This window comes from Streptomyces sp. NPDC058678, from assembly GCF_042714835.1.
Classification (GTDB): domain Bacteria; phylum Actinomycetota; class Actinomycetes; order Streptomycetales; family Streptomycetaceae; genus Streptomyces.
On the sequence record NZ_JBHXSG010000049.1, the window covers coordinates 1 to 19244 of the forward strand.

The following is a 19244-nucleotide window of genomic DNA, read 5'->3' on the forward strand; positions in this document are numbered from 1 at the left end:
GAGCCAATGTGCTCCGGGCGCCTTCGCATGGGCGGCGCGGGTCAGTGCGTTCCGCTGCGCAGCCGCCTCATGACGCGGGCGGTGCGGGCGAGTTCGTCGAGCACCTGCTCTGCAGCGGCCTCGTGGATCTTGCCGGGCCTGAAATCGCCGTCCTCGACGCGTTCGCTGACGAACGGGATGCTCACGGTCGGACCGATCGGCAGCATCCTGAGGTTCGCCACGACCTGCTTTCCCATCTGCACCGCCCGGGTGCCCGCCGAGACACCCCCGTAGCTGACGAAGGCGGCCGGCTTGTGCTGCCACTCCACGGCGAGGAAGTCCCACGCGTTCTTCAACGGGGCAGGGAAGCCGCCGTTGTATTCCGGGGTGACGAAGACGAACGCGTCCGACGCGTCGACGATCCGGCTCCACTCGCGGGTGTGGCTCTTCGTGTACTGCCGCAGAGCGGGCGGATGCGGCTCGTCGAAGAAGGGGAGAGCGAGCTCGTACAGGTCGACGGTGTGCGCCGCGAACTGGTCGTGATCCGCGGCCCGGAGAGCGAACCAGTCCGCGACGGATCTGCCCACCCGTCCGGGGCGCGTGCTGGCCACGACGGTGGTGAGGGTCATGGGGGCCACGGAGGGCTGGGGTGTCATGTCGGGCTCACTTTCCTGTCGGCCGGGATGCGGGCCGGCGGACCCGTGCCCCCTGTGCTGTCCGTCCGTCCAGGAGAGCGCGGGTCCGCCGGAGTTCTTGCCGGAACACCGCAGGCTGTGCGAACGATAGCATTCGCAGCCCGGCCGACCAAGAGGACATAAACCACGAGTCTGCTGGATCAAGCGTCCCCCTGCCCCTTGACAGAGCAGTCGCCGCTTTGCACGATTGCGCTATCGTTAGCACGAAGAGCCGCAGTGAACGAGCAACCCTCGCCATCACCTTCTCGCTCGCGCCCGACGCCCCCGCGTCTCTTCAGGAGCCGCCCCGCGGGGGCCGGACCGCGCTTGTTCGTCGGCGAGGACTTTCTCCGTACGCCCTCCGTCGCCTCCGGCTGCGGGGACACCCCAGGACGGTAGGCACGGGCCTCTTCCATCGCCCCGATCGTCCGAACTTCGAAAGGTTGCGCCGCAATGACAGACGCGCGGATCGCCAAGCTCTACGGCCGCAGGGTGTGGGACTCCCGCGGTCGGCCGACCGTCGAGGTCGAGGTACACCTCGCAGACGGCGCGACCGGCCGGGCCATCGCCCCGGCGGGGGCCTCGACGGGCCAGGGCGAGGCGCTCGACCTGCGCGACGGCGGCAGCCGCTTCGGTGGGCTCGACGTCCAGCGCGCGGTGGGCTCGGTGAACCACGAGATCGCCCCCGCCCTCGCGGGCCGTGACGCGGGTGACCAGGAGGCCGTCGACCGGCTCCTCGTGAACCTCGACGGCACTCCCGACCGCGGCCGCCTGGGCGGCAACGCGATCGTGGCCACGTCCATGGCGGTCCTGCACGCCACCGCCGCGTCGGCGGGCGTGCCCCTGTGGCAGCACCTGGCGGGCGGACGGCCGGTCCGCATCCCGCTGCCGGAGATCCAGATCTTCGGCGGCGGAGCCCACGCGGACCGTCGCGTCGACGTCCAGGACTTCATGGTGGTCTGCCCGGCGGCACGCAGCTTCTCCGAGGCCCTGGACTGGACGGCGGAGATCTACCGGGCGGCCGGAGCCCTGATGCGCAAGGCCGGCAAGGCGCAGGGCGTGGCCGACGAGGGCGGGTTCTGGCCCGCGTTCGACTCCAACGAGGAGGCGCTGGAGATGCTGACCCTGGCCATCGAGAGCGCGGGCTTCGCGCCCCTCTCCCAGGTGGGCATCTCGCTGGACGTCGCGGCCTCGCAGTTCGGCAGCGGCGGGCAGTACACGCTGGCCCTGGACGACCGCACACTGGACACCGAAGCGCTGATCGACATGCTGGGCGGCTGGGTCGAGCAGTATCCGATCCTCTCCGTCGAGGATCCGGTGGGCGAGGACGACCACGAGGGCATGGTGGAGTTCACCCGGCGCTACGGCCACCGCTGCCAGGTGATCGGCGACGACTACCTGGTCACGAACGCCAAGCGAGTGGAGGCCGCCGCCACCAGCGGGGCGGCGAACGCCGTCCTCGTCAAGCCGAACCAGGCCGGCACCGTCACGGAGGCCTTCCAGGCACTGCGCGCCGGAAAGGACGCCGGTTTCGGCACGATCGTCTCGGCCCGGTCCGGGGAGACCGAGGACGTCACCATCGCCCATCTGAGCGTCGGCTGGGACGCCGGTCAGCTGAAGGTGGGCTCGTTCACCCGCTCCGAGCGAATGGCCAAGTGGAACGAGGTTCTGCGAATCGAGGAGGCCCTCGGCACATCCGCGGAATTCAGCGGATGGTCCGCCTTCACATTCGCGGATCCCGCGGCCTCCACACCCAAGCCGTAAAACGGCACTCGAAGTATTCGAGTATTACAGTCATCGAAATCCAGAGCCGATCGGAGCCCGGAGACCACCATGCTGCCTCCCGTCAATCTGCGCCCCAGTTTCAACATCACCCGCTCCAGTCATGTGCGTCTCACCGTGGCCGACCTGGCCGAGAGCCGGAACTTCTACGTGAACGCCCTGGGCCTCGTCGTCAGCGACGAGGACGAGCGCACCTGCTACCTCCGCGGCCTCGCCGAGGCCTGCCACCACAGTCTCGTCCTGGAGCTGGACGAAGAAGGCGGCGGCACCTGCAAGAGGGTCGGCTACCGGGTGTTCTTCGAGGAGGACCTCGACCTGACATACGACTGGTTCCGTGAGCGGGGACTGCCCGCCGAGTGGGTCGACGTCCCGTACCAGGGCCGCACCCTGCACGTCAGCGACCCCATCGGCACGCCGCTCGAACTGTGCGCGACCATGGAGACGCGGCCGCGGCTGCACATCGACTTCGCGTCCTACAAGGGTGCCCACGCGCAGCGGCTGGACCACTACCAGATCTTCGCGCCCGACGCCTACGAGCTGTGCGCCTTCTACAGCGAGCTCGGCTTCCGCAACTCGGAGTACCTGGAGCACGGCGACAAGCTGCTGGGTGCCTTCATGTACCGCAAGGGCACCTGCCTGGACCTGGCGATCATCGAGAACACCGGGCCCGCCCTGCACCACTTCGCCTACACCGTCTCCGAGAGCCACGACATCTTCACCGCCTGCGACTGGGCGGGCATTCTCGGCTACGGCGACGGCGTGGAGCGCGGCCCGGGGCGTCACGGTCCGGGCGGGATGCTCTTCGCCTACCTCCGCGACCCCGACGGCCACCGCGTGGAGGTCTTCAACAGCCACTACCAGACGATCGACACCGAGATCGAGCCCGTGCGCTGGGACGCGGCCGCCCTGAGCACCAACGCCCGATGGGGCCTGCCCGCGCTGGAGAAGTGGTACTTCGAGGCATCGCCCTTCGTCGGCGTGCCGCAGATCCCGCCGGCCGAACTGCCGAAGCCGATGTCCATGGAGCGGTTCCTGCTCGAGAAGTCCGCCCGCTGACCATTCGTACGATCACGTCCCCAGAAGGAGACACCATGGCACGAGTCCCCTACCTGCGCCGCGAGGACGCGGACGAGGCGCAGAAACCCCTGTACGACCGGCTGGAAGCCGAACGCAAGGTGCCGACGGCGAACATCTTCCTCGCCCTCACCAACGCGCCGACCCAGCTGGACGCCTTCCTGACCTACGCCAACTCGCTGCGCGCCGCCGACCTCAGTCCCAAGCTGCGTGAACTGGCCATCCTGACCGTGGGCCACGCGACCCGGTCCGCGTACGAGGTCGCGCACCACCAGTCGCACGGACTGGGGGCCGGGCTCACCGAGGAACAGCTCGCGGCGGTGGCCGTTTTCGAGTCGTCCGACCTGTTCGACGGGGTGGAGAAGGCGGTGATGCACCTCGCCAAGGAGTCGACGCTCCAGGTCGAGGTCTCGAAGGAGACGTGGAGTGCCGCCGCCGAGCACCTGACGGACAAGCAGATGGTCGAACTGTCCTTGTCCATCGCCTGGTACAACTCCGGCGTCCGCATCATGGGGCTGCTGGACATCGACCTCGAGGACAATTACCCGAACCCGTTCCCGAATTCCTAGGCAATTCTTTATGTCTCCGCCTCCGGCCGCCTGGGACGGAGCAGTTTCAAGGAGTATTTCAATGGCGAAAATGCTCGCTGCACGACTGCACGCGCTCGGTGAGCCGATGTCGGTGGACACCATCGACGTGCCCACCCCTCGGCCGACCGACGTGCTGGTGCGGGTCAAGGCGTGCGGGATCGTGCCGAACATGGCCAACGTGATCAACAACTGGCCCACGTGGTTCCCGCACCAACCCTTGCCCAAGTTCCCCGCCATCTTCGGCCTGGACGCCGCCGGCGTGGTCGAAGCCGTCGGCGAGGCGGTGCTGAACACCAAGCCGGGCGACCGGGTCTACGTCAACCCCCTGCGCGGGTGCGGAAGTTGTCAGGTGTGCCGGGGCGGGGAACTGAGCCGGTGCCGTTACTTCACACTGAACGGCTACTTCAGCACCTCCCGTGACGGTCAGCGGATCTTCGACCTGTACCCGTACGGCGGTTTCGCGGAGTACATGACCGCCCCGCAGTCCTCGATCGTCAACATCCCGGACAACATGACGTTCGAACAGGCCGGCAAGCTCGGCTACATCGGCACGTCCTACGGCGCCCTCAAGAACGCCGCGGCCGGCCCCGGCCAGGTCGCGCTCATCGACGGCGTCACGGGAACCCTCGGTGTCGCTGCGACCATGCTCGCGCTGGCCTCCGGCGCCTCCCGGGTCCTCGGGACCGGCCGCAACGAGGAGCTCCTCAAGCGCGTCAAGGAACTCGACCCGGAGCGGGTCGAGGTCTTCCGGCTGGGTGACGGCTCCACCGGCGAGTGGGCGAAGTCCCGCACCGGTGACGAGGGCGCGGACTACGTGATCAGCGCCCTGGGCGCCAAGGCACCGGTGGAGACCATGCTCGACTCCATGCAGGGCGTCCGTCGGGGCGGCAGGGTCGTCAACGTCGGCGGCGTGGCCGACCGACTGCCCGTGGACGTCAAGTGGCTCATGGACGAGCAGGTCCAACTGATCGGCTCCAACTGGTTCAGCACCGCGCAGGGGCAGGAACTCGCCGACATGGTGGGCACCGGCGCCCTGGACCTGTCCTATCTGCAGGCCAAGCCGTTCCCGCTGTCCAGGGTCAACGAGGCGATCTCAGGTCTCCAGGACCGCGACGGCGGGTTCAGCAACTACGTGGTCATCCCCTGAACCACAGGGCTCAGCGAGTGTCCGGACGTCCCTTGGCCGGCCATGCCCCTGATGCCCCCGTACTCACCCCGCGGCGGACCTGTTCTGCCTTGACGCCGCCGCGGGGTGCTTCACACAAGTTGTGCACACGGCCTGTGCTCTCGTCAGCACAGGCCCGGCAGGATGGAGGAGCCGGTGGAACTGCGCTGGCTGGAATCGTTCGTCATCGTCGCGGAGGAACTGCACTTCGCGCGGGCCGCGGACCGTCTGCATCTTGCTCCGTCGGCGCTCAGCGCCCAGGTCAGGGCGCTGGAGTCGCACTTGGGCGTGCGGCTGATCGACCGCGGACGGCGCAGCCGCCCGGCGTTGACCAGCGCCGGGCGGCTTTTCCTCGAGGAGGCGCGGCTGACCCTCGCCCAGGTCTCCCGGGCCGAGACGGTGGGCCGGCGCGCCGGTCGCGGGGAGTTGGGGCACGCCCAGATCGCGTACGTCGCCTCGGCAACGTTCTCGGGAGTGCTGACCGACGTCCTCACCCGCTGCGCGGCCCCCGGCACCGAGCTGACCGTGCAGGTGCGCGAGCTGGAGACACCGGCCCAACTGGAAGCGCTGGCCTGCGGGGACATCGACGTCGGCTTCCTGCGCTGGCGGCCGGAGTACCCGCCCGAAGTCACGGCCACCTGCCTGCTCACCGAGGATGTCGTCGTGGCGCTGCCGTCCGGCGCGCCGCTGGCGGCGTACGAGGCGATATCGGCGGCGCAGCTGCGCGACGAGTGGTTCGTGGCTCCGCACTTCGACGAGGAGTACGGCTGCCGCGACCAGATTCTCGAGGTGGCTGAGCAAGGTGGGTTCAGCCCGCGTTGTGCTCCCCCGGTGCGGGACTTCATCGCGGCTCTGACGCTGGTGGGCGGTGGTCTCGCGGTGGCTCTGGTCCCTGATTCCCTGCGCCGCGTGCACATCCCCGGGGTGGCCTACCGTCCGCTGGCGGACGTGTCGCTGACCACCCGGCTGGTGGGTGCCTACCGCAGGGGCGAGACCTCGCCCGCGGTGCGCGGCCTGATCCGCCGCCTGCGAGAGGCCGCCGCCGCCACGGTCACCGCCGGCTGAATCGGTGTGTGCCCGCGGTGCTCCTGCGGGCGGCTCCGGCGCGGGCCGCACTCCGTGATCCGCAGTCCGCTCAGGGTGCCTCGGCCCCCTCCCCGGCAGCGCCGTCAGGTCCGTCCGGGGCTGCCGTCCTCGACGCCCGCGACGGCCTTCTCCGCGCGGAGGCCTGAGGGAAAGGTCGTATCACCTCGCTGAGCTTGTCACTGAACGTGGGTGAGCGCCTTGCTGCTGCGGTTCGGTGCCGCCTGGTGTTGCCCCTCATGGTCCGTGACGGACGGTCCGGACCAGAAGGCCCGGACCGCGAGAACGGCGTCCATCTCAGGCGGCCGTCTCAGTCGACGGTGCGGCGGTCGGTCAATTCCTTCGTGAGCTGGGGAGCCACCGAGAAGAGGTCGCCCACTACGCCGTGGTCGGCGAGACCGAGGATGGGTGCCTCCGGGTCCTTGTTGACCGCGAGGATGGTCTTGGAGGTCCGCATCCCGGCGAGGTGCTGGATGGCCCCGGAGATGCCCAGGGCGATGTACAGCTGCGGGGAGACGGTCTTGCCGGTCTGACCGATCTGGTACTGGTGCGGGTAGTAGCCGGCGTCGACCGCGGCGCGCGAGGCGCCCACGGCGCCCCCCAGAGCGTCGGCCATCTCCTCCACGACCTTGAAACCGTCCGCTCCCGCGACACCGCGGCCTCCGGAGACCACGACGGTCGCCTCGGTGAGTCCGGGCCGGTCGCCCGCGAGGGCGGCGCGCCGGGCGGTGATGCGGGCGGACGCCGCGGGGTCGATCGGCGGCGGGGCCAGCTCCTGCTCCCTCGCCTCCACGGGATGCTCCTCCGGCTCGAAGGCGCCCGGACGCACGGCGATCACCGGTATGCCATGGGTGACCCGTGAGCGCACGGTGTAGGACCCTCCGAAGACGATCTGGGTGACCACCCCGGACGAGTCCAGGTCGACCGCGTCGATCAGCAGCCCCGCGTCCAGCCGTGCGGCCAGACGCCCGGCCACCTCCTTGCCGTCCGTCGTGGCGGAGACCAGAACGGCGACGGGAGAGGTCTCCCGGACCGCGAGCTCCAGGGCGTCGACGGCGGGCGTGACGAGAAATCCGGCCGCGTCGGCGGATTCCGCGGCGTGGACGCTCATGGCGCCGTGCCGGGCGAGGGACTCCATGAGGCGCGCGGCTGTGCCGGGGATTCCCACGACGACGGCGGCCGGGTTCCCCAGCCGCCGTGCGGCGGTCAGGAGTCCGTATGTTGATTTGTTGACACGTTCCCCGTCGTGGTCGACGAGTACGAGGACTTCGGGCATGGGGGCCTGTCTCCTGGTCGGGCGGTTCAGACGAGCTTCTGGGCGATCAGGTACGCGGCGAGCTGTCGGCCGGCCGAACCGTCGTCCGTGATCCGGGTTCCGGCGGTTCGCGGGGGACGCGGGACGGCCTCCACCACACGCGTGCGGGACACGAGGAACCCGGCCGTGTCGGGGAACAGGTCGTCGAGGTCGACCGTGTCCACCGGCTTCTTCTTGGCGGCCATGATCCCCTTGAAGGAGGGGTAGCGCGGCTCGTTGATCTTTTCGGTGACGCTGACCAGCGCGGGCAGCGGAGCGTCCAGCGTCGCCTCGCCGTCCTCGGTCTCGCGCTCGGCGCTCACCCGTCCCGAGTCCACGTCCAGCTTTCGTACGTGGGTCACCTGCGGCAGGCCGAGCAGGTCCGCGACGACGGCGGGGACCGCGCTCGCCTGACCGTCGGTGGTCGCGTCACCGGCGAGCACCAGGTCGACGTCCGCCACGGTCCGCACGGCGGCCGCCAGGACCTTCGCGGTGGTCGGCACGTCGGCGCCGTGCAGTCTGTCGTCGCAGATGTGGATCCCCCGGTCGCCGCCCATCGCCAGGACCTTGCGGATCGCGTCGAGTGCGGACTCGGGTCCCATGGAGACGACGGTGACGTGGGCGTCCGCCGTCTCCTTCAGCGTCAAAGCCTCTTCGGCGGCACGCTCGTTGATCTCGTCCAGGACGAGTTCGGCGCCCTCGCGGTCGAGGGTGTGGTCGGCCTGGGACAGGGCGCGTTCGGCACCGGAGTCCGGAACCTGCTTGACGAGTACGACGATGTTCACGGGTGTCTTCCCTCAGCCGTCGTGGTCGGCGTCGTGGTCATCGGAACGCCGCCTGGCCGGTGATCGCCTGCCCGACGACCAGGGTGTGCATCTCACTCGTGCCTTCGTACGTCAGCACGGACTCCAGGTTGTTGGCGTGCCGCAGCGGCGAGTACTCCAGGGAGATGCCGTTGGCCCCCAGGATGGTGCGGCACTCCCGTGCGATGGCGATCGCTTCCCGGACGTTGTTGAGCTTGCCGACACTGATCTGCTCGGGCCTGATGCGGTGCTGGTCCTTGAGCCGGCCCAGGTGCACGGCGAGAAGCGCGGCGTTGCCCACGGACACGCTCATGTCGGCGAGCTTCTTCTGGGTGAGCTGGAAAGCACTGATCGGCTTGTCGAACTGGATGCGGGAGTCGGCGTACTCGATGGCGGCCTGGATCGAGTCGCGGGCCGCGCCGACCGCGCCGAACAGGATGCCGAAGCGGGCCTCGTTCAGGCAGGACAGCGGTCCGCGCAGGCCTTCCGCGAGGGGCAGCCGCGCCGAGTCGGGGAGCCGTACGTTGTCGAAGTAGAGCTCCGAGGTGATGGAGGCGCGCAGCGACATCTTCTGCTTGATGTCCTGCGTGGTGAAGCCGGGCGTCCCGCGGGGCACGAGAAAGCCGCGGACGCCGTCCTCGGTCTGTGCCCAGACGGTGGCCACATCGGCGATACCGCCGTTGGTGATCCACATCTTGGAGCCGTTCAAAATCCAGTCGTCGCCGTCGCGTACGGCCCTGGTGCGCATCCCGGAGGGGTTGCTGCCGAAGTCGGGCTCGGTCAGGCCGAAGCAGCCGATGGCCTCGCCGGCGGCGAGCCGGGGCAGCCACTCCTGCTTCTGCTCCTCCGAGCCCCACTTCCAGATGGAGAACATCGACAGCGAGCCCTGTACGGAGACGAAGCTGCGGAAGCCGGAGTCCGCCGCCTCCAGCTCCAGGCAGGCCAGTCCGTAGCTGACAGCGTTGGTGCCGGCGCAGCCGTACCCTTCGAGGTGCATGCCGAGCACGCCCAACTTGCCCAGTTCCGGAGCGAGTTCGCGAGCGAAGTGGGCGTTCTCGAACCACTCGCCGATGTGCGGGCGCACCCGGTCGGCGAGGAACTTGGCGACGGTGGCCTGGATCTCCCGCTCCTCGTCGCTGAGTGTGGAGGAGAAGTCAAGCAGGTCGAGAGGGTCCTTCATCGGCTTGGCGCCGCTCATGGTGAGCTCCTGGAGGTGGTGGTGAGTGATCGGTTCGGTCGGGGTGTCCGCGACGGGAAGGGTCAGGTGGCCGCTTCGTCCGGCGCGGAATCGTGGTCGGAGAGGCGGTGCAGAATCTCTGCGGTGTGCTGGCCCAGGCGCGGCGGCGGCAGGCGGTACTGCGCCGGCGTGCCGCTCAGCGTGATGGGGCTCGCGACCTGGCGCGAGGGCGTGCCCTGTGCTCCCTCTGCTCCGTCTGCGGGTGCGGCGGGGATGTCGACGATGCCGGGGAGGCCGAGCTTTTGGGCGAAGGCGAATGCGTCGTCGAGGGTGTTGACCGGTCCGGCGGGCACTCCCGCGGAGAGCAGGACGGCCGACCAGTGGTCCGCGCCGGCGCCCCCCAGCCGTTCGGTCAGGATGTCCCGTAGGGCGGCGCGGTGGGCGACCCGGTCGGCATTGGTGCGGAAGCGGTCGTCGGCTGCGAGACCGGGGTCCCCGACCACCTTGGCGAGCTCCGCGAACTGGCGGTCGTTGCCCACCGCGATCGCGATCGGGCGATCGGCTGCCGGGAAGGTCTCGTACGGGGCGATACTGGGGTGCGCGTTGCCCATACGGCCCGGAACCACGCCGGCGACGGCGAACGCCGACGCCTGATTGACCATGGCCGACAGCAGCGAGCCGAGCAGGTTCACCTCCACACACTGCCCCTCCCCGGTGGCGTCCCGGTGCCGGAGGGCGGCGAGGATGCCGAGCGAGGCGTGCAGGCCGGTGATCACGTCGACCAGGGCCACGCCCGCCTTCACGGGCTCGCCGGCCGTGTGGCCGGTCACGCTCATCAGCCCGCCGACGGCCTGCACGAGCAGGTCGTATCCTGGGATCTCCGCGCCCTCGCCGCTGCCGAAACCGCTGATCGAGCAGTAGATCAACCCAGGGTGGCGGGCACGGAGTTCGCCAGGGCCGAGCCCCAGCCGTTCCATCGTGCCGGGACGGAAGTTCTCCACCAGCACGTCGGACTCGGCTACCAGGGCGCGGGCCTGTTCGACGCCGGCGTCGGTCGTGAGGTCCAGGACGACGGACCTCTTGTTCCGGTTGACGCCGAGGAAATAGGTCGACGTGCCGTCGTGGTCCGCAGGAGGGTGCCAGGCCCGGGTGTCGTCCCCGATGCCCGGCCGTTCCACCTTCACCACGTCGGCGCCGAGGTCGGCGAGGAGCATCGTGGCGTAGGGCCCCGCGAGAACCCGGGAGAAGTCGGCGATACGCAGACCGTCCAGCGCGCCGCGCCCCACTCCGTCGAGAACGCCGTCCCATCCGTCCGGTGCGTTGTGCTGGGTACTCACGCACCCTCCTCTCTGATCGTCCTGTGTGTGCGAGGTGACGGTGTCTCGGCCGTCTCCCGTTACCACCAGCGCTCCGGGGGCGGCGCCGGGTGGGTGAGTTCCACGAGCGGCAGGCCTTGGCCGAGGGGGGCGTCGGACCGTACGACGCTCACCCGCGTCCCCACCGTGACCGTCGCCGACCCGGTGACCTGGCACAGCAGGTTGAAGCCCTCGTCCATCGCGACGAACCACGTGTTGTGCGGGACATGGCCGTACCGGCGCACGACGACCCCGGAGCCCTCGCTGCGCTCCCGCTTGAAGGCCATCGACCCGCAGGCACGGCAGAACGAACGGCGGTAGGCCGGAGTGCCGCACCAGAGGCAGCGCTGAAAGAGGAGTTCAGGGCAGACCGCCGGTGCGTTCGGCGTGGCGGCCGCGGCCGTGGCCGTGGCGTCGGCCTTGTGGTCGTCCGTGAACTCGGTGTGTTCACGGGTGTCTGTCTGGGGCATCACGGCCTCCTGCACGCATTTCGGTGACCGGAAAACGGGTGGTCGCCATCCGATGTGGCTCCCTCACCCTGGCCCTGTCGCGGTTCGCCGGTCAACGACGTACTGACGCATCTTTGTGCGCGGAAAGCGCTCTGTTCGCTGAGGTCAGAGCGGGTTTCTCCGCGCTAGTCTCGCTTGGGAGCGCTGGTTGCGCGCAGGCCCTGTCGGCGAGCGGCAGCCCCGGAGGGCGAGTTGTGGACTTCGAGGCCGCCGGACCCGCCTCGGCAGATCTTCGCGGCGGGAGAAGCCGACCGGAGCCGAGCACTCGGACGGACCAACCGGGGCCGCAGCACCACCGGATGGACGGCGGCGAGCCCTGCGAGGGCGACAGTGTGTGGACGGCGCGGGGCCGACTCGGCCGACGCCCCCCCCGACCGCGGCAACGGCCGCTACCGCGGCCGCCTGTGTCAGCGTCCTGGCCGCTGCTGCCGAATCCGCTGGGCGACTTCGCTGTTCTCGGTCTCCCACCACGGACGGACGAGGTCCGGCCCGTGCACGGGCCCCGTCGCCGAGGGCCCCGCGGGGACCAGTTCCGCGTCCAGGCGGCGGTCCAGGGCGGTGGTCTCGGCGCGTTCGGTGCGCGACCACTGCACCAGGACGGCGAGCAGGAAGGGCAAGGCCACCAGTTCGGCGATGCCGATCATGGCGCCGCCGCCGAGCTGCTGGTCATGGTGTACGTCCGGCGCCCATGAGGGAGCGTGGCCCAGGTACCAGGCCCCGGCGATCAGCGTGCCGTGGGTCATCACCACGATGCCCGGCACCGCGTCGATGACCCCGTCGAGGAACACCAGCGCCGCCCGGACCGGATGAGTGCACCACCTCGGCAGCGCCTCCTCACGGGTGAGCACCGGCACCACGAACAGGCATCCGACGAGCAGCAGGTGCAGGTACATCAGCTCATGCAGCCAGCCGTCGCGCAGAGCGGTCTCGAAGTAGGGGGTGAAGTACACCGTCAGTTCGGTCACCAGCACGAGGGCCGTGCTGACCAGCGGGAAGGTGAGCAGGCGCACCGTCCGCCCGGTCAGCACCCGCCGTACGCGACCGGCGGCGGGCTCGGGCAGGGCCCGCAGGGCCAGGCTCAGCGGATCGCCCAGGGCCAGTCCGAGCGGAGCGATCAGGTCGAGAAGAACGTTCTGGACAGCGGCCGGCCAGAAGAGCACACGGTCGTACACCGACAGCGCGGACATCGTGGCCACGACGAGCGTGCCGAGACCGAGCAACGCGAAGGCCGCGACACGGGACCCGGGCCAGCTCTCGCCTCTCCGCTTCAAGCGCAGCACCCCCCGGCCGTACAGCGCGCCGAGCAGGACGACCAGTAGCAGCGCCGGCAGATCCAGATGCCACGAAGAGAGCAATCGTCCCGTGCTGAGCTCGGGCAGACTTCCCATCCCCACCTCCCTCCCTTGTGACATCTTCTGCCGTGTACTCCCCCGCGCCGGTCACGGACTCACCTGATTCGCCGTCGTCACACCGGGCTCATACCTCGCCCATACCTGATGGCCGAGCGAGAGGCAGCCCTGTTGCCCGGCCCCTGCTCAGCCGCGTGTTCCGAACGGTCTTGGACACGCCGGTTCCCCGCTGTGACCGCGCGGCCGGTCGCCGCACTCCGGGGGCTGGTTCCGGTTTCCGTGTCCGACGGTGTGCCGCACGCCCCCGGGCGCCGCGATCGGCTTGGACGTTCTCCGAGGCCCGCCGCCATCGCTCCGGTGAGTGCGAGGTGCTTCGTCCGTCGCCGGATCGGGCGCCCGAGGCGCGCCTTCCGATCGCGATGCCCGCCGCGTCGTGACGGGTCATCGCACGCTTCTTGCCGGTGAGGGACGTCTTCCAGTGCTCGGCCTCACTCGGAGGTGTATGCCGGGTCGACGCAGACCAGGGCAAGGCCTTGCTCGGCGGCCATGTTCACCAGCCGGGCTTGACCTTGCCGACGGCGATCGCGGCGGTGCCGCCGATCCGGTCTCACATGTTGATCATGTGCCCTGCGAGGCCGTGGACGGCCTCCTTGACCGCCTCGCCCAGGGTCGGGTGGGCATGGACGTTGCGGGCCACCTCGTGGACGGTGAGGTCCCACTGCTGGGCCAGGGTCAGTTCGGGGAGGAGTTCGGTGACGTCCGGGCCGATCAGGTGGCCGCCGATCAGCTCGCCGTACTTGGCGTCGCTGATGAGCTTCACGAAGCCACTCGCATCCCCCAAGCCGTGTGCCTTGGCGTTCGCGGTGAAGGGGAACTTCGCGACCTTGACGTCGTAGCCCTTCTCCCGTGCCTGGGCCTCGGTGTAGCCGAAGCTGGCGATCTGGGGCTGGCAGAAGGTGGCGCGCGGGATCATCGCGTAGTCGAGCTCCATGGTCTCCGCGTCCGCGAGGGTCTCGGCGGCGATGACGCCCATCGCCTCGGCGGCGTGCGCGAGCATCAGCTTCGCGGTGACGTCGCCGATGGCGTAGATGTGCGGGACCGACGTGCGGCAGCGGCCGTCGACGTCGATGGCGCCGCGGTCAGTGACCGTCACCCCGGTGTTCTCCAGGCCGTAACCGGTCACATTCGGGGCGAAGCCGATCGCCTGGAGCACCTTGTCGGCCTCCAGAACCTGCTGACTGCCGTCCTTGCGGGTGACCGTGACGCGGACCTGCGGGCCGGACTCGTCGATGGACTCGACCCTGGTGGAGGTGAGCACGTCGATGCCCAGGCGCCGGTACTGCTTGGCCAGTTCGGCGGACACCTCGGCGTCCTCCAGAGGCGCCACCCGGTCCAGGAACTCGACGATCGTGACCTTCACGCCGTAGTTGTGCAGGACGTAGGCGAACTCGATGCCGATCGCCCCGGCACCCGCGATCACGATCGACTGAGGGAGGTCCTCGGCCAGGATCTGCTCCTCGTACGTCACCACGCGGGAGGTACGGCGGGTGCCGGGCAGCAGCTTCGGCGTCGCGCCGGTGGCGATGATGCAGTGGTCGAACCCGATCGTCTGCGTCGAGCCGTCGAAAAGTGCCACGTCGAGCGTGTGCGGATCGCGGAACGTGCCGCGCCCGCTCAGCTCCGCGATCTTGTTCTTCTTCATCAGGTAGTGGACGCCCTTGACCCGGCCGTCCGCCACCTTGCGACTGCGCCGGAACGCCTCGCCGTAGTCGAAGGACACCTGCCCCTCGACCTTGATTCCGAAGGTCTTCGCCTCGCGCGTGAAGACGTGCGCCAGCTCGGCGTTGCGGAGCAGGGCCTTGGTCGGGATGCAGCCGACGTTCAGGCAGACGCCGCCCCAGTACTTCTCCTCGACGACCGCTACGCGCTTGCCGAGCTGTGCGGCGCGGACGGCGGCGACATATCCGCCGGGGCCTGCTCCGAGGACGACGACGTCGAAGTGCTCGCCCTGCTCATCCATGGAAAGTTCCTTTCTGACGGGGCGGTCGGCCCACCCCGTACGAGGGCCGACTCACTCCCGGTCCAACAGCTCGTTTTTTCAATTCAGCAGCGGCCACCAGAAAATACTCCGCCAGCATGCTCCATCAATCGCCCATGGACGGCGAGCTCACGTCTTGTCGGCCTCGTTCAGTCCGGCCTCGGCGGCGCCGAGCCTCAGGGTTTCGAGCCCGAAGGCCGCGACCGGACCGTGCGCGCCCGGCTTGAGTTCGACATCCGGCGCAGCCGCCTGGACGGCGGCCCAGGCCAGGAGGGATCCCGTCATCTCGTACGGATCGGGCCCGGTGAGGGCCGTCGTGGCCAGGGGCCGACCGGAGCCGTCACGGGCGACGGCGATCACCAGGGAACGGCCGTCGGAGTCCGGCTCTCGCTGCGATCCCGGCAGCCGCTCGGACAGTCGCGTCAGCGCGGCCCGTACCTTCGCCGACCGCAGCAGGGGGGCCTGGAGCGTGCTGGCGATCTGTACCGGGCGTGTCCAGCGCCCGAACCAGCCCAGACCCACCTCGACGCTCTCCAACTGAGGGAAGACTTCCGGCAGACCGAGGTGCTCCGAGCCGGGAACCGTCATGGCCGTACGGTTGACGCCCGCGTAGCGGAAGGTGCGGACGCGCTTGCCGACGCGCTCTTCGACCACACGGGCGCGAACCCCGGGGCGGGGGCGCCGGTAGGCGAACCCGGTCTCGGCCGCCCCGCCGACCAGCGTCTGCCGCGTGCCGCCCGTGGTCAGGGTGTAGCCATCGCGCAGGGTGCTGCGGTAGCGCAACTCGTCGCCCCGCCCCGAACGGGTGATGAAGTAGCCGACTTCCACCCGGCGCGCCCGCTCGCCGGCCCGCGTCAGGGCAAGCGCACCGGCGAGGTTGCCCGGCACATAGTCGTAGCCGAACGCGGGCACGAGCGTCGCTCCCCGGCCGGCCGCGACGGAGTCCAGCTCGCGCAGGACGCGGCGGGCGAAGGTCCCCTCCCCCGTCGAGTCGAAGTAGTGGGCCCCCGCCCGCGCCGCAGCCGTGACCGTCGCCGTACCGAGCCGCATGAACGGACCGACCGTGGAGACGACCACATCGCTGGGCTCCAGGAGCCGCGCCATGTCGGCCGGCGAGGTGACGTCGACCTCGGCCACCGGGAGGTCCGCCTGGAAACGGTCGGCCAGGGCCGACATCCTGGCGCGGTTTCGTCCGGCCAAGGTCGGCTTCTCGTCCCGCGCGAGGAGTTCCCGGAGCACCCGCTGCCCGGTGTAGCCCGTCGCGCCCAGCAACACGATCCTGCGCCTGTCCATGGCTGCGCCTTCCGGCTGGGGTGTCATGGCGGCCACTGGCCGACCTTGAGTCATTCATTGACTCCAGGTCACTGAATATACGATGGTGCACATGAGAGCGCCAAACCGACGACAGATGTACGCGGAGCAGACCCGGGCGGATCTGACAGCGGCAGCGCGCAAACTGTTCGTCGTCAACGGCTACGCCGACACGTCGGTCGAGGCCGTCACCGGGGCGGCGCAGGTGAGCAAGGGGACCTTCTACCACCACTTCCCTGACAAGAAGGCGATGTTCGCCGAGCTCTACACGGAGCTGATTCAGCAGGTCGCAGCCCTGGTCGACACAGCGTCGGAGGCGATTCGCGCCACACCGGACGAGCCCGCCATGCCCGCGGTGTCCCACCTCACGCACGCCTTCCTACGGCGAACCATCGACGATCCGCTGCACCGTGAGCTGATGGCCCAGGCGCCCTCCGTCCTGGGCGAGCAGTACCGGCAGATCAACGACACCATCGCGCAGCCGCCGATCGAACGGCTGCTGACCGTCCTGGCCGAACGCGGCGACCTGAAGCCGGACGTTCCCGTCACCACTGTCGCTCGTCTGCTGCTGTCCGGCCTGTGCGAGGGCAACCAGATCATCGCCGCCGTGGAGGACCGGGAAGAAGCCCTGACCAGGACGTTCCGGGCGCTCGCCCTTCTCATGTCGGGCCTGGCGGCCGACGCCGGCAGCGCCCTCGGTTGACCCGGACGAGGGTCTCGCGGACGGCGCCGCACAGCGACCTGAGGCGGCCGTCGTCCCGCCACCGTGACGCACAGCGACCCGAGGCGGCCGTCGTCCCGCTAGTGCGCCCGACGCACAGGGATTCTCGCGACCGTCGTCCGCTACCGAGTGCCCGCGTCCTGGATGTGACGCACCAGGTCGATGGCCCGGCCCAGGGTGGCGAGTCGGGCGTCGAGGGTCTCGCCGGCGGGGTAGAGGCGGACGGTGTCGACACCGGCGTCGCGCCACACCCGCAGCCGCTCGCGCACCATGCCCTCGGTCCCGATCAGTGTGGTCGCCAGCACCATCTCGTCGGTGACCAGGCCGGCCGCGCCGTCCCGGTCGCCGGCCTGCCAGCGGGTCCGGACCTCGGCCGCGACATCGGCCCAACCCTGGCGGCTGTAGGCGTTGTTGTAGAAGTTGGTGGTCGCGGAGCCCATGCCGCCCAGGCTGAAGGCCAGCTCCTTCTTGCGTCCGGCCACCATCACGCGCAGCGCGTCCTCGTCGTCCGCGAAGGCGACCTCGGCGCCCTGGCAGATGTCCAGGTCCGCGCGCGTACGACCGGCGGAGGCCAGGCCCTGGTCCAGGTGGTCGAAGTACGCCTCCTTGGCGCCCTCGGGTACGAAACTGGTACCGAGCCAGCCGTCGGCGATCTCACCGGTCAGGTGCAGCATCTTCGGCGAGAGGGTCGCCAGGTAGACGGGGATGTCGTACTCGGCGCGCATGGACAGGCGCATGGGCTTGGCGTCCCCGCCCGGCAGCGGAAGCTGGAACTCCCGCCCTTGGTACGAGAGTTTCTCTCCGGCGGCGGCCTGGCGGACGATCTCGACGGTCTCCCGCATCCGTGACAGCGGCCGGGCGAAGGGCACGCCGTGCAGCCCTTCGATCACCTGCGGTCCGGAGGGGCCGAGCCCCAGGAGGAAGCGCCCCTGGGAGATCTGCGACAGCGTGATCGCGGCGCGGGCGATGGCCATCGGCGTGCGGGTGCCGAGCTGGATGATTCCGGAGCCGAGCTGCATGCGCTCGGTCTTCGCGGCGAGATAGCCCAGCGGTGACGGCGCCTCGGAGCCCCATGCCTCCGCGACCCAGCAGATGTCGAGGCCGAGTTTCTCCGCCTCGGTGACGTAGTCGACGATCTCCCGCCAGTCGCCCCCGGAGGCTTCGATCGTGGTGGACGTACGCATCAGCGACTCACCTCCCCCTAGGCCTGGGCACTCTCGGCCAGCTTTTTGATCGCTTCGAGGGTGGCGGTCATGTTGGCCTCGAACTCCCGCATGCGTACGAAGACAATCTTCTGCTCCTTCTCCGGCATGCGATCGATCGCGAAGGAGAGACCCGAGCGGGCCGGCCCCATCTGCATCCACTGCCGCAGCAGGGTGCCTCCGCCCTGCGGCTCCAGGGTGAACCGCCAGAGTGCCGTGGGGAGTTGTGGGTCCTCGACCGCCCAGGCAAGCACGCTCGACGGCTCGTACTCGACGATGTGGGACGTGGTGGCCCACTCCCCCAGCGCCTCGTGCTTGCTCCGGCCGATGAATCGGGCCCCCTGGGCAGGGCCGCTCCTGCCGTCCAGCCATTCCACCGACTGCAGCTCGGGGCTCATGCGCGGCATCAGCTCGATGTCGGCCACCAGCGCCCACACTTGCGCCGGCGGGGCGGCGATCCAGGTGTGGACCTCGACCGTCGGCTTGTCCGCATACCGTGCACCCGTCCACTCCATGGTCCTGCGACCTCCCTGCCCGATCCGGGGAGACCCCTGAGAAGATCAGGGATCTGACCAGTAAAGTTGCGTAGATAGACTGACTTGTCAAGGGCGGACGCAGCCCCGTGGAGCCTGCTGAGTCAGCCCGCGAACCGCTCGCGCACGTCGGGCCGTTCGGCCAGATGCGGCGGGTAGCCGGGCCCCATCCGGGGACGGGTGTTGTCCACGCTCATGGGCTCGCCGCAGGCGGCGCACACCACCTCGGCGTGGCTCTCCTGCCCGCACGTGTCGTGGTGCATGACCACCGGCGGGCCCGCCTCACCGGCGAGCCAGCGATCTCCCCACCGGCTCATGACCAACAGGACGTCGTAGAAGTCGCGCCCCTTCTCGGTGAGCACGTAGTCGTACCGAACCGGCTCGGTCTGGTACGGCCGCTTCTCCAGCAGCCCTTCGTCCACCAGGCGGCGCAACCGGTCGGTCAGGGTGTTGCGGGCGATCCCCAGCGACTCCTGGAACGCGTCGAACCGCCGGATGCCGTAGAACGCCTCACGCAGCACCAAAGGCGTCCACCAGTCGCCGAGCAGGTCCATGGTCCGCGCGATCGAGCAGGGCCACTGCGCAAAGGATGTCCGTCTCATGAC

Annotated in this window: 18 protein-coding genes; 6 read left to right on the plus strand and 12 right to left on the minus strand. The window is 69.6% G+C overall.

Annotated features, from left to right (window positions below; all coding sequences use genetic code 11):
• Positions 1–41 precede the first annotated feature (41 nt).
• On the minus strand, positions 42–635 hold the full coding sequence (locus ACFWWR_RS34275; protein ID WP_383872655.1) for an NADPH-dependent FMN reductase: 594 nt from the start codon (positions 633–635) through the stop codon (positions 42–44).
• A 471-nt stretch (positions 636–1106) separates the two neighbouring features.
• Here ACFWWR_RS34275 and eno point away from each other — a divergent pair, with 471 nt between their 5' ends.
• The 5 genes from eno to ACFWWR_RS34300 all read left to right on the plus strand — a co-directional run bounded on the left by eno (position 1107) and on the right by ACFWWR_RS34300 (position 6329).
• Positions 1107–2417: a phosphopyruvate hydratase gene (gene eno / locus ACFWWR_RS34280; RefSeq protein ID WP_383872652.1), complete on the plus strand. Its 1311-nt coding sequence runs from the start codon at positions 1107–1109 to the stop codon at positions 2415–2417.
• Positions 2418–2486: 69 nt separating this feature from the next.
• Positions 2487–3491, plus strand: coding sequence for a VOC family protein (locus ACFWWR_RS34285; protein ID WP_384307403.1), 1005 nt, complete (start codon positions 2487–2489; stop codon positions 3489–3491).
• A 35-nt stretch (positions 3492–3526) separates the two neighbouring features.
• A complete protein-coding gene (locus ACFWWR_RS34290; RefSeq protein ID WP_383872647.1) occupies positions 3527–4078 on the plus strand; it encodes a carboxymuconolactone decarboxylase family protein in 552 nt (183 codons plus the stop codon).
• A 70-nt stretch (positions 4079–4148) separates the two neighbouring features.
• Positions 4149–5246, plus strand: a complete 1098-nt coding sequence (locus tag ACFWWR_RS34295; protein ID WP_384307405.1) for an alcohol dehydrogenase catalytic domain-containing protein — start codon at positions 4149–4151, stop codon at positions 5244–5246.
• Between the two features lie 162 nt (positions 5247–5408).
• The gene (locus tag ACFWWR_RS34300; protein WP_384307408.1) at positions 5409–6329 is read left to right on the plus strand and encodes a LysR substrate-binding domain-containing protein; all 921 of its coding nucleotides are present in this window, start codon (positions 5409–5411) and stop codon (positions 6327–6329) included.
• Positions 6330–6657: 328 nt separating this feature from the next.
• On the opposite strand, the gene ACFWWR_RS34305 is transcribed toward ACFWWR_RS34300, so the two are convergent.
• From ACFWWR_RS34305 to ACFWWR_RS34340, 8 genes are all read right to left on the minus strand, one after another.
• Positions 6658–7623: an electron transfer flavoprotein subunit alpha/FixB family protein gene (locus ACFWWR_RS34305; protein ID WP_384307410.1), complete on the minus strand. Its 966-nt coding sequence runs from the start codon at positions 7621–7623 to the stop codon at positions 6658–6660.
• 26 nt (positions 7624–7649) lie between these two features.
• The gene (locus tag ACFWWR_RS34310) at positions 7650–8426 is read right to left on the minus strand and encodes an electron transfer flavoprotein subunit beta/FixA family protein (RefSeq protein WP_384307412.1); all 777 of its coding nucleotides are present in this window, start codon (positions 8424–8426) and stop codon (positions 7650–7652) included.
• A 37-nt stretch (positions 8427–8463) separates the two neighbouring features.
• A complete protein-coding gene (locus tag ACFWWR_RS34315) occupies positions 8464–9642 on the minus strand; it encodes an acyl-CoA dehydrogenase family protein (protein WP_384307415.1) in 1179 nt (392 codons plus the stop codon).
• Between the two features lie 62 nt (positions 9643–9704).
• On the minus strand, positions 9705–10958 hold the full coding sequence (locus tag ACFWWR_RS34320; RefSeq protein ID WP_383872631.1) for a CaiB/BaiF CoA transferase family protein: 1254 nt from the start codon (positions 10956–10958) through the stop codon (positions 9705–9707).
• Between the two features lie 59 nt (positions 10959–11017).
• Entirely contained in the window at positions 11018–11446 is a 429-nt protein-coding gene (locus ACFWWR_RS34325) for a hypothetical protein (RefSeq protein WP_384307418.1), read from the minus strand.
• Positions 11447–11892: 446 nt separating this feature from the next.
• The gene (locus ACFWWR_RS34330; protein ID WP_383872626.1) at positions 11893–12873 is read right to left on the minus strand and encodes a cytochrome c oxidase assembly protein; all 981 of its coding nucleotides are present in this window, start codon (positions 12871–12873) and stop codon (positions 11893–11895) included.
• A 568-nt stretch (positions 12874–13441) separates the two neighbouring features.
• Positions 13442–14854: a dihydrolipoyl dehydrogenase gene (gene lpdA / locus ACFWWR_RS34335; RefSeq protein ID WP_384307420.1), complete on the minus strand. Its 1413-nt coding sequence runs from the start codon at positions 14852–14854 to the stop codon at positions 13442–13444.
• A 147-nt stretch (positions 14855–15001) separates the two neighbouring features.
• Positions 15002–16165, minus strand: coding sequence for a saccharopine dehydrogenase NADP-binding domain-containing protein (locus tag ACFWWR_RS34340; protein ID WP_384307423.1), 1164 nt, complete (start codon positions 16163–16165; stop codon positions 15002–15004).
• Positions 16166–16256: 91 nt separating this feature from the next.
• Here ACFWWR_RS34340 and ACFWWR_RS34345 point away from each other — a divergent pair, with 91 nt between their 5' ends.
• Complete coding sequence (locus tag ACFWWR_RS34345; protein ID WP_384307426.1) at positions 16257–16886, plus strand: TetR/AcrR family transcriptional regulator; 630 nt, start codon at positions 16257–16259, stop codon at positions 16884–16886.
• Between the two features lie 140 nt (positions 16887–17026).
• On the opposite strand, the gene ACFWWR_RS34350 is transcribed toward ACFWWR_RS34345, so the two are convergent.
• The 3 genes from ACFWWR_RS34350 to ACFWWR_RS34360 all read right to left on the minus strand — a co-directional run bounded on the left by ACFWWR_RS34350 (position 17027) and on the right by ACFWWR_RS34360 (position 19241).
• Complete coding sequence (locus ACFWWR_RS34350; protein ID WP_383872614.1) at positions 17027–18088, minus strand: LLM class flavin-dependent oxidoreductase; 1062 nt, start codon at positions 18086–18088, stop codon at positions 17027–17029.
• Positions 18089–18105: 17 nt separating this feature from the next.
• Positions 18106–18621, minus strand: a complete 516-nt coding sequence (locus ACFWWR_RS34355; RefSeq protein WP_384307429.1) for an SRPBCC family protein — start codon at positions 18619–18621, stop codon at positions 18106–18108.
• Between the two features lie 122 nt (positions 18622–18743).
• Positions 18744–19241, minus strand: coding sequence for a winged helix-turn-helix transcriptional regulator (locus ACFWWR_RS34360; RefSeq protein ID WP_383872608.1), 498 nt, complete (start codon positions 19239–19241; stop codon positions 18744–18746).
• Between the last annotated feature and the right edge of the window lie 3 nt (positions 19242–19244).

Excerpts from the sequence above, each read along its gene's own strand:
- ACFWWR_RS34275 (WP_383872655.1), bottom strand. The coding sequence starts at position 635 with ATGACACCCCAGCCCTCCGTGGCCCCCATGACCCTCACCACCGTCGTG.
- ACFWWR_RS34305 (WP_384307410.1), bottom strand. The coding sequence starts at position 7,623 with ATGCCCGAAGTCCTCGTACTCGTCGACCACGACGGGGAACGTGTCAAC.
- ACFWWR_RS34350 (WP_383872614.1), bottom strand. The coding sequence starts at position 18,088 with ATGCGTACGTCCACCACGATCGAAGCCTCCGGGGGCGACTGGCGGGAG.
- ACFWWR_RS34345 (WP_384307426.1), top strand. The coding sequence starts at position 16,257 with ATGAGAGCGCCAAACCGACGACAGATGTACGCGGAGCAGACCCGGGCG.
- ACFWWR_RS34355 (WP_384307429.1), bottom strand. The coding sequence starts at position 18,621 with ATGGAGTGGACGGGTGCACGGTATGCGGACAAGCCGACGGTCGAGGTC.
- ACFWWR_RS34340 (WP_384307423.1), bottom strand. The coding sequence starts at position 16,165 with ATGGACAGGCGCAGGATCGTGTTGCTGGGCGCGACGGGCTACACCGGG.
- lpdA (WP_384307420.1), bottom strand. The coding sequence starts at position 14,854 with ATGGATGAGCAGGGCGAGCACTTCGACGTCGTCGTCCTCGGAGCAGGC.
- ACFWWR_RS34295 (WP_384307405.1), top strand. The coding sequence starts at position 4,149 with ATGCTCGCTGCACGACTGCACGCGCTCGGTGAGCCGATGTCGGTGGAC.
- ACFWWR_RS34315 (WP_384307415.1), bottom strand. The coding sequence starts at position 9,642 with ATGAGCGGCGCCAAGCCGATGAAGGACCCTCTCGACCTGCTTGACTTC.
- ACFWWR_RS34330 (WP_383872626.1), bottom strand. The coding sequence starts at position 12,873 with ATGGGAAGTCTGCCCGAGCTCAGCACGGGACGATTGCTCTCTTCGTGG.
- ACFWWR_RS34325 (WP_384307418.1), bottom strand. The coding sequence starts at position 11,446 with ATGCCCCAGACAGACACCCGTGAACACACCGAGTTCACGGACGACCAC.
- ACFWWR_RS34285 (WP_384307403.1), top strand. The coding sequence starts at position 2,487 with ATGCTGCCTCCCGTCAATCTGCGCCCCAGTTTCAACATCACCCGCTCC.
- ACFWWR_RS34290 (WP_383872647.1), top strand. The coding sequence starts at position 3,527 with ATGGCACGAGTCCCCTACCTGCGCCGCGAGGACGCGGACGAGGCGCAG.
- eno (WP_383872652.1), top strand. The coding sequence starts at position 1,107 with ATGACAGACGCGCGGATCGCCAAGCTCTACGGCCGCAGGGTGTGGGAC.
- ACFWWR_RS34360 (WP_383872608.1), bottom strand. The coding sequence starts at position 19,241 with ATGAGACGGACATCCTTTGCGCAGTGGCCCTGCTCGATCGCGCGGACC.
- ACFWWR_RS34300 (WP_384307408.1), top strand. The coding sequence starts at position 5,409 with ATGGAGGAGCCGGTGGAACTGCGCTGGCTGGAATCGTTCGTCATCGTC.